Source organism: Paenibacillus tritici, assembly GCF_013204885.1.
Taxonomy (GTDB): Bacteria; Bacillota; Bacilli; order Paenibacillales; family Paenibacillaceae; genus Paenibacillus_AQ; species Paenibacillus_AQ tritici.
In genome coordinates this window covers 52891-71953 of sequence record NZ_JABMKX010000019.1, presented here as the reverse complement: position 1 = coordinate 71953, position 19063 = coordinate 52891, and the positions used below count along the sequence as shown (strand labels likewise).

The window sequence follows — 19063 nt, the reverse complement described above, 5'->3', positions numbered from 1 at the left end:
AGTTTGAAAAGTTGTACAATTGCCGCGCTAACGTTAAAATAAAGACAGTGCGGTTATCTGCACCATTCTGTCACAGTTTGTAAGTATGCTTGATCATTGGAGGTGAGAGGGATCGTAAACGTGTTATTTGTATGTCTGGGGAATATTTGCCGGTCTCCGATGGCAGAGGCCGTGCTGCGTAATAAGATTGAGCAGCGTCAGCTGGAGGGTCAAATCTCAGTGGATTCCGCGGGAACCGGGGATTGGCATGTCGGCAAAGCGCCGCATGAAGGGACCCGGCGAATTCTTGATCTGCACAGAATCAGCTATGAGAATATGAGAGCCCGGCTGGTCAGCGGTGAGGATTTCGGGCGGTTTGAATATATCATCTGCATGGACAAGTCCAATGGAGAGAATGTGCGCAAGCTTCCCGGAGGCGAGAAGTCAGAGCTGCTGTTCTTCATGGACCTGCTGCCTGACGAGGAGCTTCGTGAAGTGCCTGACCCGTATTTCACCGGAAATTTCGAGCAGGTGTATGATTTAATCAATGCCGGTTGTGACGTGCTGCTGGAACGGATCATTCATGAGAAGCTTCAGCAGGCATAACGCTGCAGCCGGACCGGTTGCCGTCCTTATCTTCTAAGGATCGGCACCGTGGGTCCGCTTTTGAATGAAAGCGTAGTCAGGCATGTCACATACATAAGTTCGTAAGATGTTCACTTTTCGGGTTCTTTTAGCTGTTTCAGGGGCGGAAGAAATAGAGTAATGATTCCGGGAGCTCTTTTTGCCAAAATCCCCAGAGATGTTGGCCATCCTTCTCGCGGTAGGAGACTGTAGCTCCTTTGGATTCCAGCATCGCCTTGGTCTCCCGGTTCATTTCAACGAAATCATAGACTCCCGTATCGGTCTTGTAATCTCTCTCCTGAAGACCTACAACCATATTGATCTGCAGCCAGGAGAGATCCTCTTCGCGGGCGAGCAGATCGCGGGTCTCCGGATAATAAGCACCCGACAGGCTGAGAACTCGGCTGAATAATCCAGGGTAAGCCAGTGCGAGGTGCAATGAGACACTGCCGCCCAGGGAATCTCCGGCTATAATCCGTTCGCCGGGTGTACGCCGGACAGGATAATTATGTTCAATGAAGGGAATAATCTCTTCGGCGAAGCATGAAAGGTACTGCTTGAAGCGGCTGCCGAACGGAGCGTATTCTGCGGTGCGGACAGCCACGTTCACTTCAACGCCCACTATAATGAAGGGTTCCACATCCTGCTCCAGAATCAGCTGGCCGGCAAGTGTAGCAATCCGGCCGAAGTTGAAGAATTCTTCTCCGTCCTGGCAGTAGACAACGGGATAGCTGAGTACTTCATTATAGCCGGGGGGAAGATAGATGCGCAGCTTGCGCTCTTCCTGCAGATGTTCGCTCCACAGGGTTTGTTTCACTATTGTACGTTTCAGAAAAACAGGTTCGCTCATTGTCAAATCGTCACCTTTCATGTCGAATTTTGCATAAGACTTAGTGTTTCGTTTCAATTACCAGGCCGCCAATGTGGGATATATCATTTACTTGATAAATATCCTTTGATCTGTTATAGGATTTTCAAACGTCTGTTATACATACAAAATTTATGGAAACATAAATTTTATGCGTATTTCTTTGACGAAACAGATACAACAGGTGTATAATAATTCTATAACAGAGACCACTGATATTCAAATTTTTTTATTGAGGTGAAGATAATGACTAAGGTTCCCTATGAAGTGTATACAGAGGACGTTGAGGCCCTTTCGGTTCTTTCCCCGGATGGAGAAATTATCAACAAGGAAATGATGCCTGATCTTACCGACGACCAACTGAAAGAAATTATGTACCGTATGGTATTTACCCGTACCTGGGATGACCGTGCTGTCAACCTGGGCCGTCAAGGCCGTCTGGGCTTCTATGCGCCGGTATCCGGACAGGAAGCGACAATGATCGGCAGCGAGTTCGCTCTGCAGAAGGAAGACTTCGTCTGCCCGGGCTACCGCGATATTCCGCAGCTCGTATGGCATGGACTTCCATTATATCAGGCTTTCCTGTATTCCCGCGGACATCAGCATGGCGGACAGATTCCTGAAGGCGTTAATGTACTTATGCCGCAGATCATTATCGGAGCACAGATCCTGCATGCTACCGGTATTGCTATGGGCTTCAAATTGAAGAAACAGCAGAACGTTGCGATCACATACACTGGTGACGGCGGTTCCTCAGAAGGCGACTTCTATGAAGGCCTTAACTATGCAGGAGTATTCAAACTGCCGGTTATCTTCTTCGTTCAGAACAACGGTTATGCCATTACAACTCCGTTCTCGAAGCAGACGGCTGCTAAATCCATCGCCCACAAAGCGGTTGCAGCAGGGATTCCGGGAATCAAGATTGATGGTATGGACGTATTCGCCGTAATCTCCGCGGTACAGCAGGCTGCTGAACGTGCCCGTAAGGGTGAAGGTGCAACGCTGATCGAAGCGGTAACTTACCGTTTCCGTCCGCATTCCCTGTCCGACGATGCCAGTAAGTACCGTACGAAGGAAGAAGAAGGACAATGGAATGAGAAAGATCCGATTGCCCGTCTTGCCAAGTACCTGGAGAAAAAAGGCCTCTGGACCGAAGAAGACACTCTGCGCGTAAGAGAAGAAGCGAAAGCTACTGTTAACGAGCAGATTAAAAAAGCAGAACAGACCGAAAAAATGACCATTCCCGGCTTGATCGACAGCATGTTCGAGGTAACTCCGAAACATCTTGAAGAACAAAAAGCCGATTTTGAATAAGGGGGATATCAGGCAATGGCACAGATGAATATGAAAGAAGCAATCCGTGACGCAATGCGCGTTGAACTGAATCGTGACCCTAATGTTCTTATCTTCGGAGAAGACGTTGGTAATGTTGGCGGCGTATTCCGTGTAACGGAAGGGCTGCAGAAGGAATTTGGCGAAGAACGCGTATTCGATACACCGCTGGCAGAGTCCGCTATTGGCGGTTTGGCCTTCGGTCTCGGCGTACAGGGCTTCCGTCCGATTGCCGAAATCCAGTTCGTGGGCTTCATCTTTGAAGCTCTTGATCAGATCGTTATTCAGGCGGCTCGCCTGCGCTGGCGTTCCGGGGGCAGATATAATGCTCCTGTAGTCTTCCGCACTCCATTCGGCGGCGGCGTTAAAGCTGCTGAACTTCATACCGATTCCCTGGAAGGCCTGATTGCCCAGAGTCCGGGGATCAAGGTGGTTATTCCTTCCAACCCTTACGATGCCAAAGGACTGCTGATCGCTTCGATCCGCGATAATGACCCTGTATTCTTCATGGAACACTTGAATCTGTACCATGCTTTCCGTGCAGAAGTGCCTGAAGGTGAATATACCGTTGAACTTGGCAAAGCCAATGTAGTACGCGAAGGTACGGATGTCTCCATTATTACCTACGGTCTAATGGTGCATACTGCTGCCAAAGCGGCTGATCAGCTTGAGAAGGACGGCATCAAAGTTGAAATTATCGACCTGCGTACCGTTAGCCCGATTGACATCGACACTATTGTTGCTTCTATTAAGAAGACCAACCGTGCAATTGTTGTACAAGAAGCGCAGAAGAGCTCCGGTGTAGCCGCAGAGGTCATCGCTCAGATTAACGAAAAAGCTCTGCTGCACCTGGAAGCCCCGGTGCTTCGTGTAGCAGGTCCTGATACGATCTACCCGTTCGCACAAATCGAAGATACCTGGATTCCTACACCTGCACGTGTAATTGCGGCAGTTAAGAAAGTGATGGAATTCTAGGAAGTAACGACCTTGCCGTCCTTGTAAAAGGGCGGCAGCCGTTTCTGCGATTGACTGATTAGCTGGAAGAGCTCAACATAACTTTTAGGAGGTTATCAAGGTGGCAAAATTCGAATACCGGTTCCCTGAGCTGGGCGAAGGTCTGCATGAAGGTGAAATTATCAAAATGCATATCAAAGCCGGCGACAAAGTAACCGATGATGATATCGTAATGGAAGTTCAGAACGACAAGGCGGTAGTAGAGGTTCCTTGTCCGGTCAACGGCACAGTGCTTGAAGTCTTCACCAAGGATGGCCAAGTATGCCGTGTTGGCGAAGTTGTAGCCATTATTGATGCAGAAGGCGACGTTCCTGAGCAGGAAGGCGGCCATCCGGCAGAACAGGCTACCCAGGAAGCAGATGCAGCCAAAGGCGGAGCAGATACAACCTCTTCTCCAGCAGCTAGCAGCCCTGCAACCGGCGGAGCTACGAACTTCGAATATAAATTCCCTGAACTGGGCGAAGGCCTGCATGAAGGTGAAATTATCAAGATGCATATCAAGGTCGGCGACAAGATTACCGATGATGATATCATCATGGAAGTTCAGAATGACAAAGCTGTCGTGGAGGTTCCTTCTCCTGTCAACGGTACGGTTGTAGAAGTGTTCACCAAAGACGGCCAGGTATGCCGCGTAGGTGAAGTTGTGGCTATCATTGCAGCAGAAGGTGATGTTCCGCAGCAGGAAGGCGGCCACGCTGAAGCATCCGGTACACAGGCAGCAGCTCCTTCTCAAGGCGCAGCCCCGGCAGTGGCGGCAGGAGCACCAGCTCCTGACCGTGAAGTATTGGCAACACCAAGCGTACGCAAGTTTGCCCGCGACCAGAGCGTTGATATCTCCAAGGTGAACGGCTCCGGGAAGAACGGCAAGATTACCCTTGAAGATGTGGAAGCCTTCCTGAAGGGCGGATCAGCAGCCCCTGCGGCAGCGGCTCCGGCAGCATCTGCACCTGCAGCGGCATCGGAAGCGCCAAAAGCTAAGGCAGCAGCACCGGCAGCGTCCGGCAATGCCAACCTGGAAGAAGAACGCGTACCATTCAAGGGTATCCGTAAAGCCATTGCCAATGCTATGGTTAAATCGGCATACACTGCACCGCATGTTACCATTATGGACGAAGTGGATGTTACTGAGCTTGTAGCCTTCCGCGCCCGTATGAAGCCTGTTGCCGAGAAGAAGGGCGTGAAGGTTACTTACCTTCCGTTCATCGTGAAGGCACTCGTTGCAGCTTCCCGCCAGTTCCCTGCGCTTAACGCAATGATTGACGAAGCTACGAACGAAATTGTCTACAAGAAATATTACAACATCGGTATCGCTACAGATACAGACAACGGTCTGATCGTTCCTGTCATTAAGGATGCTGACCGTAAGAGTATCTGGATGATCGCTAGTGCGATTTCAGATCTGGCTGTCCGCGGACGCGACGGCAAGCTGGCTCCGCATGAAATGAAAGGCAGCACGATCTCGATCAGCAACATCGGTTCCGCTGGCGGTATGTTCTTCACACCGATTATCAACTTCCCTGAAGTTGCAATTCTCGGAACCGGACGTATCACTGAGAAGCCTGTTGTGAAGAATGGCGAAATCGTAGCAGCACCTGTAATGGCCCTGTCCCTGAGCTTCGACCATCGTATTATTGACGGCGCAACTGCACAGAATTTCATGAATTACATTAAGACCCTGCTTGCAAATCCTGATATGTTAGTTATGGAGGTGTAATTAATGGTAGTCGGAGACGCTTCAATCGAAATCGACACATTGGTAATTGGTGCAGGTCCCGGCGGGTATGTGGCGGCAATTCGTGCCGCCCAGCTCGGCCAGAAGGTCATCATTGTAGATAAATCGGAACTCGGCGGCGTATGTCTGAACCGCGGCTGTATTCCTTCCAAGGCCCTGATCTCGGCTGCTCATCAGTTCGAGGCGGCCCAGCACGGTGAAGTATTCGGTGTTACTGCCGAGAACGTCAAAGTGGACTGGTCCAAAACCCAGGCCTTCAAAAACGGCGTAGTCAAAAAAATGACTTCTGGCGTAACCAGCCTGATGAAAGGCAACAAAATTGAAGTATTCAGCGGTGAAGCTATGTTCATCAGCGCAAACGAAGCCCGTTTGTTCAATGATCATGAATCCCCGCGCTACAAATTCAATAACTGCATCATCGCGACTGGTTCCCGTCCGATTGAGCTGAAGCCATTCCCGTTCGGCGGACGTATTCTGTCCTCCACGGAAGCGCTGGATCTGCCTGAAATTCCAAAGAGCATGATCGTAATCGGCGGCGGCTACATTGGTGCAGAGCTTGGCCAGATGTACTCCAAATTCGGCACCAAAGTAACGATCATTGAAGGTCTGGACACGGTCCTGCCTGGCTTCGACAAAGACATGACCCGTCTAGTTGCCAAGAATATGGCGAAGACCGGTATTGAAATTGTAACGAACGCTAAGGCGGAAAGTGCAGTTCAGAACGACAAGGAAGTTACAGTGAAGTATTCTGTTGGCGGCGAGTCCAAGGAAGTAACTGCTGAGTACCTGCTGGTTACTGTCGGCCGTCGTCCTAACACTGACGGCGAGCTGGGCCTGGATCTGATCGGCGTTGAGCTGGACGACCGTGGTCTGGTCAAAGTTGACCATCAGGGACGTACTAATATTCCTAATATTTTCGCTATCGGCGACATCGTTCCTGGTCTTGCCCTGGCGCACAAAGCTTCTTACGAAGGCAAGATTGCTGCTGAAGCAATCGCCGGACACAAATCGGTTGTTGACTACAAGGTGATGCCGGCTGTAGTGTTCACAGATCCGGAATGCTCCAGCGTAGGTCTGACTGAGAAAGAAGCGAAGGATAAGGGATATGCAGTGAAGAGCGGCAAGTTCCCGTTCGCAGGCAACGGCCGCGCCGTTTCCCTGAATGCTCCTGAAGGCTTCATCAAGATTGTAGCCAAGAGCGACAACAATCAGGTGCTTGGCGCGCAAATCGTCGGTATCGAAGCCTCCAACCTGATCGCTGAGCTGGGTCTGGCGATTGAGATGGGCGCAACGCTTGAGGATATCGCACTGACTATCCATGCGCACCCAACCCTTGGCGAGATCGTCATGGAAGCGGCTGAGCTGGTAGAAGGCCACCCGATTCACGTAATGAAATAATAACGCTTAAGCTTATGCGGTAAGAATATAAGAGGATGTTCCCGAAGCCATGTAGAATGGTTAAGGGGACATCCTCTTTTCAATCGGCAGCTGGAGGAATGAGAGCTACCTGTGATTGCTGAAAGTGGAGCTTAATGATTTGGGAGTAGGGGAGGACAGAGCATGAGGAACGAAGGGCCAGAGCAGGTGCTGGAAGTGCAGAGGGTGCTTGAGCAAATAGTTGCCAAACAGATTCCTGTACATGTTGGCTGTCAGCTCTTAACGGCGATGTTGCATAATGGAAACGAATGGGTCTGGAGTGATTTTGACGAGTATTATAGCTTGTTAGCAGACATTCCTTTACCTGATCAGTACCTGATGTGGAATCAAGAGGCATTGCTCGCTAAGCTTAAGAAACTGGATTTATATGAGGAGCAGGTAATACACCTGGCAAAGCGCCTATACGATGAATTGAAGTCTCAAGAGTGAATGAAAACTTACAAGTTCATTCTATATAAGCACTAAAGAAATAAACAAAAAGCAAAAGAAGCGGAGGGGGAATTTGGAACTGTAGGAGCGGTAGCGACCGCCTTTGTCACCGGATTTCACCCGCGGCAGCGGATTAGATCAAGAAATCTGGTGACAACAGCGGCCGGAAGTCCAAATGTTCACCGCAGTGACGACGAAGCTTCAAGTTCAAAATTTAAGTCAATCTTATATATAGTTATTTCCTTTATTATCAGTCATTTAGGATTAACAGCTTGTGTTAGTATTTTCCTGCTGTAGGAAATTGTATTTTCTGTGCGCGAACAAGTTACAAGGATAGTCTGCTCATGGTAAACTAATAGAAGAAAAAAAGAGAGTGGGGTGCGATACTTCTTGCGCAATTACTTGGATTTATTGCAGGATATTCTGGATAACGGTACAGCCAAAGGTGACCGGACCGGTACAGGTACAGTGTCTGTATTCGGGCGTCAGCTCCGCTTCGATCTGTCGAAGGGCTTCCCGCTGATGACCACCAAGCGCATCCATCTGAAGTCGGTGGTGCATGAGCTGCTCTGGTTCCTCAAAGGGGATACCAATACTTCCTATTTGAAGGAGAATGGAGTCTCCATCTGGGACGAATGGGCGGACGAGAACGGTGAACTGGGGCCGGTGTACGGTTCGCAGTGGCGGGCCTGGGAGAGTAAGGACGGGCAGCATATTGATCAGATTGCAAATGTGATTGAGGCAATTAAGCATAATCCGGATTCACGGCGTCATATTGTCAGTGCCTGGAATGTAGGCGAGATTGAGCAGATGAAGCTTCCGCCATGTCATTTTGTGTTTCAGTTCTATGTAGCGGACGGCAAGCTGTCCTGTATGCTTACCATGCGTTCGGTAGACACCTTCCTGGGGCTTCCCTTTAACATTGCCAGCTACGCGCTGCTTACCCATATGGTTGCCCAGCAGACGGGGCTTGCGGTCGGAGAATTCATCTGGTCAGGCGGAGATGTGCACATATATACAAATCACATGGAGCAAGTAGCCACCCAGCTCGCGCGCGAGCCATATGCGTTGCCGGAGCTTAAGATTCGCAGAGTACCTGACAGCATTTTTGATTATACCTATGAGGATTTCGAGTTCATCGACTATGTCCATCATCCGGGGATCAAGGCACCGGTTGCTATATGAGTATTACCATGATTTGGGCGATGGCCGCGAATGGCGTAATTGGTAAAAATAATGATATGCCCTGGCATTTGCCGCTGGATTTCGCTTATTTCAAAGCAGAGACCCTCGGTAAAAGGATGCTGATGGGCCGTAAAACGTGGGAGTCTCTTGGCAGCAAGCCGCTTAAGGGGCGCACCAGCCTGATTCTGACGCGGGACCGGAGCTTCGCACCCGAAGGGGCCGAGGTGGTGCATTCGCTGGAGGCTGCGCTTGCGGAGGGCCGCAGGGAGGATGAACTGATGGTGATCGGCGGAGCCGAGATCTACAGCCTGATGCTGCCGTATGCCGATAAGCTGCGTGTTACACGGATCGAAGCAGAGATTGAAGGCGACACGAGGTTCCCCGAGGTGGACTGGAGCCAGTGGAATGAAGTCTCCAGTACTGCGGGGATCAAGAATGAACAGAACCCTTATGATTACCGTTTTTTTGTTTATGAGCGCAAGGAATAATGATGAAGCGTTTTCTCTGACATAAGATGTGAAATAGTACAAATAATCAGCAGATTAGTCCATTACAGTGCGAAAGTATTGAATGCTAATATAATTAAAATTAGAAATGGTGTACTATACATCAACATGAAGAGAACGGATGGGGGAAACGTATATATGTCTACACCTACAGGATTTATGGAGTATAAGCGCCAGCTCCCAGGAGACCGGGACCCGGAGCAGCGCGTGAAGGATTGGGAGGAGTTCCACGAGCATCTGAGCGAGGACGAGCTTCGGACCCAGGGTGCCCGTTGTATGGATTGCGGGACACCGTATTGCCACACCGGTGTGGATATGAGCGGCGGTACTTCAGGCTGTCCCGTGCATAACCTGATCCCGGAGTGGAACAATCTGGTCTACCGGGGCTTGTGGAAGGAAGCGCTGGAACGCCTGCACAAGACCAATAATTTCCCTGAATTTACCGGCAGCATTTGTCCTGCACCTTGCGAGGGCTCCTGCACCGTCGGTCTGATTGGACAGCCTGTTACGATCAAGACTATCGAGCTGGCTATCGTAGATAAGGGCTTCGAAGAGGGATGGGTCGTTCCAAGCCCGCCGGAGAAGCGTACAGGCAAACGGATCGCCATTGTCGGCTCCGGCCCGGCAGGTCTGGCGGCGGCTGCCCAGCTGAACAAAGCGGGCCACACAGTAACGGTCTTTGAGCGCAGTGACCGGATCGGCGGCCTTCTGATGTACGGCATTCCGACGATGAAGCTGGACAAACGTGTCGTACAGCGCCGGGTGGATCTGCTGGCTGCTGAAGGCGTGGAGTTCGTAGTGAATACGGAGATTGGCAAAGACATTCCGGCGCAGCAGCTGGTTGATGAATATGATGCCGTTGTCCTCTGCGGCGGAGCTACCAAAGCGAGACGCTTCAATGTGGAAGGTAATGATCTCAAGGGTGTAATGTACGCCATGGATTACCTGAACGGAACGATCAAGAGCTATCTGAATTCCAACCTCGAGGATGGCAATTACGTCTCCGCCGCAGGGAAAGATGTAATCGTGCTTGGCGGTGGTGACACAGGTTCCGACTGTGTGGCAACCTCCTTGCGTCATGGCTGCAGCAGCATTACACAGTTCGGTACGCATGACAAAGCTCCGCTTACGCGTGACCCGATTGCCAACCCTTGGCCGCAGTTCCCTAACGTCTATACTCTGGATTATGCCCAGCAGGAAGCCAAAGCCGTCTTCGGCGAAGATCCGCGTGAATTCTCTATCATGACCACTAAGTTCGTCGGGGATGAAGAAGGCAACCTTAAGGAGCTGCACACGGTGCAAATCCGCCGGATGGTGGACGAGACCGGACGAAAGATCTACCAGCCGGTGCCGGGAACCGAGGCTGTCTATCCTGCTCAGCTTGCGCTGATCGCGATCGGCTTCGACGGACCGGAGCAGGATATCATTGAGGAGCTGAAGCTGGATACGGACCGCCGCACCAATGTGAAGGCCCGTTACGGCAAGTTCAATACGAATGTGGATAAAGTATTTGCAGCCGGAGATATGCGCCGCGGACAGAGCCTGGTGGTCTGGGCCATTAACGAGGGCCGTGAAGCGGCACGTGAAGTGGATAAATACCTGATGGGTTCGACTGTACTTGCTTAATTGAATATCCATCAAAAGGGGCTGTCCCAAAAGCCATGAAATGGCTACTTGGGACAGCCCTTTGTTTTGGAGTAAGATTAACGTGAGCACTTGGGTGGACGCTGCGCGAACGGACCGTTGTTTGGGTCGCTGTGCTCTCCAGATTTTTTTCATTCCCCTTAGCAGTGAAAATCCGGAGACCAAGGCGACCGCTGCCGCTTTTCCGCGGGTCAGTCCGTCGACTCCGCTGTTTAAGCAGTATACGAAAACACTTTTTCAACAAACACAAAAAAAGAAATCGCCTTTTTGGTAAAATGGAGGTACCGCCCAACCATTTCAAAAGGAGCGATTTCTTTGTACATTCAATTCCATGGACCCACTTTGCTTGCCAATGGATCTGGAAGAAGATATCCCGAAAAATCACCTCGAACGCACTTGTGAATGCCGCCGTCAATCGGCTGGACAAGGCCGTTTTTGACGCTGCTTATCCCGGCTGCGGGCTTGACAGCTACCACCCTAAAATGCTCACCAAAGGTCATTATCACGCTTACACTCAGCGAATCTATTCATCTTGCCAAATCGACAAAGCGGTACGGGAGAACATTCCCTTCATGTAGCTAGCCGGACGGCAAGCTCCCAACTTTCGTACGCTGAATCGCTTCCGTTCCCAGTGAATGAGGAGTGTCCTTGAAACGGTATTTACCGCCGTGCTTCAGTTTCTTGCGGACGAAAAATACATTTCCCATGAGCATTACTTTGTGGAGTGCACGTGTTCATAGGGAAAGCCCAGAGACCTTAGAGAGCGGCTATGAAATTCGTAGACGTCATTACCGAAGCAGCTCTTGTGCCTAAAGGAGCGTTGCACGAAAGCGGTAGGAAATCGGGGGGCGTCAGTCTGGAACGGCTGCGATACCAGAAACAGGCTCGGGAAATTCTACGGAGTGAGCAAGCCACCAATGACCAAAAACGCAGAGCAGCGATCCTCTAATAACGGGAGAATCGCTGCTCTGCTCACTTTTTGTAGCAATAAGAAGGAAGAGAACTGTCTTCAGCAGTAGAAAACCTACATTTGGGACAGCCCCTTTTATAATATTACGCCAAAATCATAGTTTCACCTGATAACTTATCCTCCTAGTGTTCTCGTAACCCGCTCAAACAACGGTCCGTTCGTGCAGCGTCCACCGAGGCGCTCACGTAGATCCTGCTCAAAAACAAAGGACTGCTATGTCATTGAATCAAAGGTTAGTCCTCCAGCTTGAACCGTTCAATCTTATGCTGCAGATCGCCAGCCATCCTGGACAGCTCAGTAGAGGAGGCAGAGATCTCTTCCATGGAGGCGAGCTGTTCTTCTGTAGCTGCCGTGACGCTCTGGAAGGCGTCTGAGGTGGAACGGGAGATGGCCGAGATCTCGTGCACAGAAGCAGCGACCTCCTGCGCTCCGGCTGACATCTGCTCGGTAATGGCCGAGATGTCATGCAGCTGGTTGTTGATGGCGGCCGTGGAATGTTCGATGCTGATGAAGGCTTCTTTGGCTTCGGCGGTCACCTGAATGCCCAGTTCCACATCGGCTGCAACGGTATGCCGGATGGCTTCATAGGTCTGGTCAATCAACCTGGTCATCTGCTGCAGCGTATCCTGAATATCTCCGGCAGTATTCTTCGATTGATCGGCCAGCTTCCGAACTTCTGAAGCCACGACTGCGAAGCCCCGGCCCTGCTCCCCGGCACGGGCAGCTTCAATGCCGGCGTTCAGCGACAGGAGATTCGTCTGTACGGCAATCGCCGTGATGGCACTGCTCATAGCGGACACCTCATTGTTCAGGCCGTTTAATTGCCCGATCAGCTCCGAAGAGTGGTGCGTAGAGGTGCGGATGGCATCCATTTGCTGGCTGACCTGTTCCATCCTCCGGCTGCCGCTGCGAACGTCAGCTTCAGTATTCGCGGAAGAATCGACGATAGAGGCGGCGGCTTCGGCGATCTTTTGGATACCGGATGACATTTCCTCCATCGCACGCGAGGTTTCTGCCATGGCCGAGGTCTGCGTCTGCGCACCTTCGGAGGACTCCTGCACCATTTCAGCCACGTAAGCGGTAGCTTTGGAGTTCTCTTCTGTGGTGGCATTCAATTGCTGGCTGGAGGCTGCGAGTTGTCCCGAGGTGTCCGAAATATCCGATACGATACTGCGCAGGGAGCCAACCATCTGGTTGTAATTCTGTGCCAGCTGACCGATTTCATCCACCCGGTTGATTTGGATCTGCTCATTCAGATAGCCTTCGCTTACCCGCTGTGCGGAACGGTTCAGACTGCGGATCGGCTTCGTAATGGAACGGACAATCAGGTACATCAGGGTCAGGGCGACAATCAGGGCAACGGCCAGAACCATAAGTCCGGTATAGATAATCGGCTTTGAGGCATCCGAGAATTCTTGGGTAGGCAGAATGCCGACAATTTTGAAGCCGGTGTTCGGGTCGGTTGTATAATAACCCTGCATGTCCATCTCAGTGTCCGGATTGGTGTAGTGCAGCTCACCACTGTCGTTAACCAGCATCTTCACTACATAGTCTGCTACATCCTCACCTGCGGCCTTGTCGGGATGGGAGACGAATTTATGATTCCGGTCCACAATGTAGAAGTAGCCGGTTTCACCCGGTCTGGTTTTATGGATTCTTTCACTCATGGCCTTCAGATTGAGGCTGGTGGTGACAGCTCCTTTGCCATCCTGCAGCGAATGGGAGATAAACAGCGTATAGTTGCCTGTGGTTGCCGAGACAAAAGGATCGATGATTGTAGTGGCACCGGCATTCTGCATGGACGCCTTATACCAGTCCCGCGTGCGCGGATCATAATCCTGCTTGCCGGGGTCCGGGGCTTTCATCCACGCTCCCTGCTGGTTGCCCACTGTAACAAGCTCAAGCTCGGGATGTGCCTTCATGAACTCTTCGATCAGTGTGCGGGTTTCGGGAGCATGAGCATCGACTGCGGAGGACTCAATCTGGCGGCTGAGCAAATCAACATTCCGCATAGCGGCGGAGACATATTCATGGATGGTGCCGGCGACCAGATCGACACTGGAATGTGTGGCTTTTTGCATTTTGGTTTCCAATTCCTGTTTAGCACTGGAATAAGAAAAATAACTGACCAGGAGGATCGGGATCACCAGCATAATGGTGAACAGCATCATCATTTTTCGTTGCAGCGATCGTGATCTTAGCTTGTGTTGGATGAAGCGGTTGACTGACTTGAACATTGGAATGGTTCCCCCTCTGGTACATGGAAATCGGCTGGTAGCATCGGTAGCCGTTTCTCTCTGAATGACTCTACTCATATATTCGGTTTATCGACACATTTTTTTCATATCTTAAGCCATTTGATGAAAATATTTAATTGCATTTACAATCCATTATCACTGGCTTGACGGAGGAATGAATATCGTATAGATTAAGAACCATATTATAACGGAAAAAGCGTTGACCAAGGACCTGGTATCCGTAACCGCCAGAAACAGAGAGGGGATTCACCGGCTGAAAGATCCCCTGAAGAGCGTGAGAGACCATCCTGCCTTGGAAGCTGCAATCTTATGTAGAGTTGTGCATCAGACTGCCGGCCCCGGCCGTTACCCGGATTTGAGGATCGCAGGTTATTTCTGCGGTTGAACCAGGGTGGTAACACGGCGCATTCGTCCCTGACGGATGCGTCTTTTTTTGCGTTTTCATATTCTATTGAGAAAGAGGCTGATCTGTATGCGCCAAAGTCATCTATTCGTTACCACTCTACGCGAAGCCCCTGCTGAAGCAGAGACCAGGAGCCATCAGCTGCTGCTTCGTGCCGGATATATCCGGCAGCTGGCTGCCGGGGTATATACCTATATGCCCCTGGGACGGAAGGTACTGCGCAACATCGAGACTATCGTCCGTCAGGAAATGGAGGCATCCGGCGCACAGGAGGTCCTGATGCCTTCCCTGCAGCCTGCGGAGCTATGGAGACAATCCGAACGTTATGAGGTGTACGGCAAAGAGCTGATGAAGCTTCAGGACCGTCATGAACGTGAGTTCGTGCTTGGCCCTACTCATGAAGAGGTAGTAACGGAGCTTGTACGCGGAGAGATTAACTCTTACCGGAGGCTTCCGGTTACGGTCTATCAGATCCAGACGAAGTTCCGGGATGAACGCCGTCCGCGCTCCGGGCTTCTGCGGGGCAGGGAGTTCCTCATGAAGGATGCCTACTCGTTCGATGCAGGCTGGGAGGGGCTGGATCTGACCTATCAGACGATGTACAGCGCTTATGAACGGATCTTTGACCGCTGCGGCTTGAAGTACCGGGCAGTGCAGGCGAATGCCGGTGCGATTGGCGGTAAGGGTCAAAATCATGAATTCATGGCCTTGTCAGAGATCGGCGAGGATACGCTTGCCGTCTGCACCCTTTGCGGGTATGCTGCGAATCTGGAGCAGGCTGAAGTGCGGCGCGGTACCGCCCGTTCAGCACAGGATTGTAGCGGAATGCCTGCACCTGAGAAATTCCACACCCCGGATCAAAAGACCATTCAGCAGCTGGAGCAGGAGAGTGGGATCAGGACGGAGGAGATCATCAAGACGATCATTTATACAAGCGGCAGCAGTGCTTTTGCCGTGCTGGTCCGGGGAGATCATGAGGTCAACGAGCTGAAGGTGCAGCAATACCTGGGCTGCGGAGAGATCGCGCTGGCTGAGCATGACCGTGTGCAGGAAGTGGCTGGAGTCGGAGCCGGTTATGTCGGACCGGCCGGATTGTCTGTACAAATCCTGGTGGATGCTGCCATTGCAGATATGGCAGCGGCCGTCACAGGTGCGGGAGAGAAGGATTACCATCTGCGCGGAGTTGTGCCCGGCCGGGACTTCCCGCTTACACATGTAGGAGATTTCCGCAGCGCCGCTCCTGGCGATGTCTGCCCGCACTGCGGCGGAGGCGGGCTTGAATTCCATCAGGGCATTGAGGTGGGGCATGTCTTCAAGCTTGGTACGGTCTACAGTGAGAAGCTGGGGGCGGGCTACCTGGATACTGACGGCCGCAGCCAGCCGGTGGTTATGGGCTGTTATGGCATCGGCATCTCCCGGCTGCTGTCCGCGGTGGCAGAGCAGAACAATGATGAGCAAGGGCTGAGCTGGCCGCTGGCCCTGGCTCCATATACGGTTCATATCCTGCTGATGTCTGCCAAAGATACAGAGCAGCGTGAGCTGGCCGAAGCCATGTATGTACAGCTCACCTCTCTAGGCATTGATACGCTGCTGGATGACCGGGATGAGCGGGCAGGCGTCAAATTCAAGGATGCCGGGCTAATCGGTATCCCGGTGGCGCTGGTTGTCGGCAAGTCAGCCGCAGAGCAGAAGGTTGAATATATGGACCGCCGAGCCGGCAGCAAGGAGATCGTAGATATTGGCGAGGCCGTGCTGCGGGTAAGCGCTCTGCGTACCGCTCCGGATGCAGCTTTTATGTGATGAACCGGTCTGGTAAAATAGGGGAAATGCTGCATGAATTCGCCGCCTGGGAGAGGAGGGAGATACATGTTTGGAAGCTTAAGACGCCGGCTTGACAATGCCAGACAGATGCAGAGAATGCGTAATGAGCATCCGGAGGAAATCCGCCGCCTGCTGGAAGAGCGGGCCAGGGAACAGCAGGCCGAAGTAGAACCTGCACCCGTAAAGTCCGGGCCCTATATTCTTTTCTTCCGCGTGGTGCTGTACATTCTGGCGATGCTGATTGTACTGATTGCCTTCATCGGGGGACCGCAGTCTAATACCCCGGTGTTCACACTGCTTAGCTTTGGCCTGCTGCTGTCGGTCCTGTTTCTGGGGGCGGGGCTCGCTCATCCCGCTATCGTTTTTTTCCGGAAGAAGCGCTCCAGGGAATTTGCACTTGAGCTGTTCGGGCTGCTGAGTGCGGCGCTTGTTCTTTTGATGACCGTTTTCCGTAACAGGTAGCCGTCCTCTTAAAGAGGGGAGCCGTTCACCGCCCATTAATGGTATAATAGACAACTGGACGTATTTTGGTAGAACCAAGGGTAAGGAGCGATTATTTTTGAAGACACTCATTATTGCGGAGAAACCGGACATGGGGCGGAATATCGCCGCCGCAATAGAACCGAAGGCCAAAAATTACCGTTCCTATCTGGAAGGGGAGCAATACATTATCACCTGGGCCATCGGGCATCTGATCGGCCTGGCAGAGCCCGAGGCTTACGACAACAAATATAAAAAGTGGAACATTCACGATCTGCCTATCATCCCCGAAGAGTTCAAGCTGTTGCCGAATGCACGCACGCTGGACCAGCTGAAGGTGATCGGGGAGCTGGCGAAGCGCAGCGATCTGCTGGTGAATTCCTGCGATGCCGGGCGTGAAGGCCAGCATATCTTCTCCCTGATCCAGCGCTATCTGGAGCTGAACCAGCCGGTGAAGCGGCTGTGGATCTCCGACCTGACGCCGGAGACGATCCGCAAAGGCTTCCAGGAGCTGAAGGACGGTGCGGAATACGAGAATCTGACCAAAGCGGCCAGAGCGCGCAGCGAGGCGGACTGGCTGATCGGGATGAACGGCTCGCGCGCTTTTACGACCAAGCATAATGTTCTGCTCTCTGTAGGCCGGGTGCAGACACCCGTGCTGGCCCTGATCTATGACCGCCAGAAGACCATTGAGGCCTTCTCTTCGCTGAAGTTCTTTGAAGTGGAGGGACATTTCAGCCAGAATGAGCTGGCCTACAAGGGAATGTGGCAGGGGGAGCGGCTGACGGACGGTGCCAAGGCGGAGGCGCTTGCAGCCAAGGTCAAGGGGAAGCCCGCCAGGATTAACTCCTATGAGGTGAAGGAAACCAAGGAATACCCGAACAAGCTGTACGATTTGACGCTGCTGCAGCGTGAGGCGAACGGGAAGTACGCTTTCTCCGCCAAAAAAACACTGGATATCGCCCAGGCGTTATACGAGAAGCATAAAGTGATCTCATACCCGCGTACCAACTCCAACTATGTTACGGAGCAGAATATTCCGGAGATGCACAAGACGCTGTCGGCCCTTCAGGGTACGCAGTACGATGAGTGGGTGAAGGGGGCCAACCGCAATCTGGTCCACAAAGGCAACAAGTTTATCTGTAATCCCTCCAAGGTTGAGGATCACCATGCGATTCTGCCGACGAACCGTAAAGCGAACGGGTTAAGCACAGATGAGGCCAAGCTGTACGATCTGATCGTCCGCCGGTTCCTCTCCCAGTTCTATCCGGCTGCTGAATACAAGGTTCATACGGTGATCACCGAGGTGGAGAATGAGAAGTTCAAGACTACGGTCAAGGAGCTGCTCAGCCTCGGCTGGAAGGTGATCTACGGGGATCAGAAGAAGGACAAGTCCAGACCGGCTAAGGGCAAAGGCAAGGAGGACGAGGAGGAAGAGGAGCTTGAGGTGAACGAGCCGTTCTCGATTGCTGCGGACGGTGAAGTATACTGCAGCGATGCTATCGTGAAGGAGAAGGATACCCAGCCGCCGAAGCACTACACGGAGGGGACGTTGCTGAAGGCGATGGAGAGCGCCGGCAAGCAGATCGAAGACGAAGAGCTGCGTGATGCCATGAAGGATTCAGGGCTGGGCACTCCGGCGACCCGGGCGGCCACGATTGAGCGGCTGAAGAATGTCGGCTATGTGGAGATGCAGGGTAAAAAAATCGCCATCACCCAAAAGGGCAGGACGGCGATTGAGCTGATCCGCGGGGCTGGCGTGGAGCTGCTGACCTCCCCGGAAATGACCGGGCAGTGGGAGCGCCGCCTGAATGAAATCGCGCGCGGCACCGCGGCCGACGGACAATTCATGGAGAACGTCAAACGGTTCGCCTCGATGATTGTGGACAAGGTCCGGGCGCAGTCCCGGGCCGCCAAGACCTCCTTTGAAGGAGATACCCCTTCCTTGAACGGAAGTGCCAAAGGCCGCAGCTCTGCTGCTGCGCCGCGCAAGGCTGCTGAACGCAAAGCAGCCGACAAGCCCGCAGCAGCAAGAAAGCGCAGCGGGTCCTCTGCGGTTGCCGTGAAGAGTGAGGATACAGGGCCGAAGATTATTGGAGCCTGTCCGCGTCCCGGCTGCGGCGGTATGATCTTCATGGGACGGAAGGGCTACGGCTGCTCCCATTACAAGGAAGGCTGCAAGTTCGTAATCTGGAAGGAAAATCACGGCCGCACGCTGACCGACACCCAGGTCAAGGCCTTGATCGAGAAGGGCAGAACCGGGAAGCTCAAGCTGACCGGTGAGGATGGCGCGCCGCTTGAAGGCAAGCTGGTGCTGAACAATATGGATACCGGCCAGCTGGCCGTGGAATCCTAATTCCTGCATACAAAAGCGCCCCGGC

At 52.4% G+C, this 19063-nt stretch carries 14 protein-coding genes and 1 pseudogene; 13 read left to right on the top strand and 2 right to left on the bottom strand.

Translation table 11 applies throughout. The annotated features are described in order from the left end of the window. Positions 1–111: 111 nt before the first annotated feature. Positions 112–585: a low molecular weight protein-tyrosine-phosphatase gene (locus HQN87_RS26695; RefSeq protein ID WP_173139629.1), complete on the top strand. Its 474-nt coding sequence runs from the start codon at positions 112–114 to the stop codon at positions 583–585. A 136-nt stretch (positions 586–721) separates the two neighbouring features. Here the strand turns inward: HQN87_RS26695 and HQN87_RS26690 are convergent, their stop codons facing one another. Further along, positions 722–1453 carry an alpha/beta hydrolase gene (locus HQN87_RS26690; protein WP_173139531.1) on the bottom strand — a complete coding sequence of 244 codons (732 nt, stop codon included), beginning with the start codon at positions 1451–1453 and terminating at the stop codon, positions 722–724. Positions 1454–1717: 264 nt separating this feature from the next. Between HQN87_RS26690 and pdhA the strand changes: the two genes are divergently transcribed. The 9 genes and pseudogenes from pdhA to HQN87_RS33265 form a co-directional block, all read left to right on the top strand. After that, the gene (gene pdhA / locus HQN87_RS26685) at positions 1718–2785 is read left to right on the top strand and encodes a pyruvate dehydrogenase (acetyl-transferring) E1 component subunit alpha (RefSeq protein ID WP_173139529.1); all 1068 of its coding nucleotides are present in this window, start codon (positions 1718–1720) and stop codon (positions 2783–2785) included. Between the two features lie 15 nt (positions 2786–2800). After that, positions 2801–3778: an alpha-ketoacid dehydrogenase subunit beta gene (locus HQN87_RS26680; protein WP_173139527.1), complete on the top strand. Its 978-nt coding sequence runs from the start codon at positions 2801–2803 to the stop codon at positions 3776–3778. 100 nt (positions 3779–3878) lie between these two features. After that, positions 3879–5531, top strand: coding sequence for a 2-oxo acid dehydrogenase subunit E2 (locus HQN87_RS26675; RefSeq protein ID WP_173139525.1), 1653 nt, complete (start codon positions 3879–3881; stop codon positions 5529–5531). Positions 5532–5534: 3 nt separating this feature from the next. Then, entirely contained in the window at positions 5535–6947 is a 1413-nt protein-coding gene (gene lpdA / locus HQN87_RS26670; RefSeq protein ID WP_173139523.1) for a dihydrolipoyl dehydrogenase, read from the top strand. Positions 6948–7109: 162 nt separating this feature from the next. After that, positions 7110–7415 (top strand): hypothetical protein, encoded by a 306-nt coding sequence (locus HQN87_RS26665; RefSeq protein WP_173139521.1) that lies wholly within the window; start codon positions 7110–7112, stop codon positions 7413–7415. Positions 7416–7805: 390 nt separating this feature from the next. Further along, complete coding sequence (locus HQN87_RS26660) at positions 7806–8600, top strand: thymidylate synthase (protein ID WP_173139519.1); 795 nt, start codon at positions 7806–7808, stop codon at positions 8598–8600. After that, complete coding sequence (locus HQN87_RS26655; protein WP_173139517.1) at positions 8597–9088, top strand: dihydrofolate reductase; 492 nt, start codon at positions 8597–8599, stop codon at positions 9086–9088. The genes HQN87_RS26660 and HQN87_RS26655 overlap by 4 nt, the downstream gene beginning before the upstream one ends. Positions 9089–9244: 156 nt before the next feature. Next, a complete protein-coding gene (locus tag HQN87_RS26650; RefSeq protein WP_173139515.1) occupies positions 9245–10732 on the top strand; it encodes a glutamate synthase subunit beta in 1488 nt (495 codons plus the stop codon). A 333-nt stretch (positions 10733–11065) separates the two neighbouring features. Then, positions 11066–11481 (top strand): annotated as a pseudogene (locus HQN87_RS33265) (transposase); the annotation flags it as partial. A 472-nt stretch (positions 11482–11953) separates the two neighbouring features. Here HQN87_RS33265 and HQN87_RS26645 read toward each other — a convergent pair. After that, positions 11954–13957, bottom strand: a complete 2004-nt coding sequence (locus HQN87_RS26645; RefSeq protein WP_173139513.1) for a methyl-accepting chemotaxis protein — start codon at positions 13955–13957, stop codon at positions 11954–11956. 493 nt (positions 13958–14450) lie between these two features. Between HQN87_RS26645 and HQN87_RS26640 the strand changes: the two genes are divergently transcribed. From HQN87_RS26640 to HQN87_RS26630, 3 genes are all read left to right on the top strand, one after another. After that, entirely contained in the window at positions 14451–16181 is a 1731-nt protein-coding gene (locus HQN87_RS26640; protein WP_173139511.1) for a proline--tRNA ligase, read from the top strand. Positions 16182–16247: 66 nt separating this feature from the next. Continuing rightward, positions 16248–16664, top strand: a complete 417-nt coding sequence (locus tag HQN87_RS26635; RefSeq protein WP_173139509.1) for a hypothetical protein — start codon at positions 16248–16250, stop codon at positions 16662–16664. 97 nt (positions 16665–16761) lie between these two features. Then, positions 16762–19038 carry a type IA DNA topoisomerase gene (locus HQN87_RS26630; RefSeq protein ID WP_173139507.1) on the top strand — a complete coding sequence of 759 codons (2277 nt, stop codon included), beginning with the start codon at positions 16762–16764 and terminating at the stop codon, positions 19036–19038. The last annotated feature ends 25 nt before the right edge of the window (positions 19039–19063 follow it).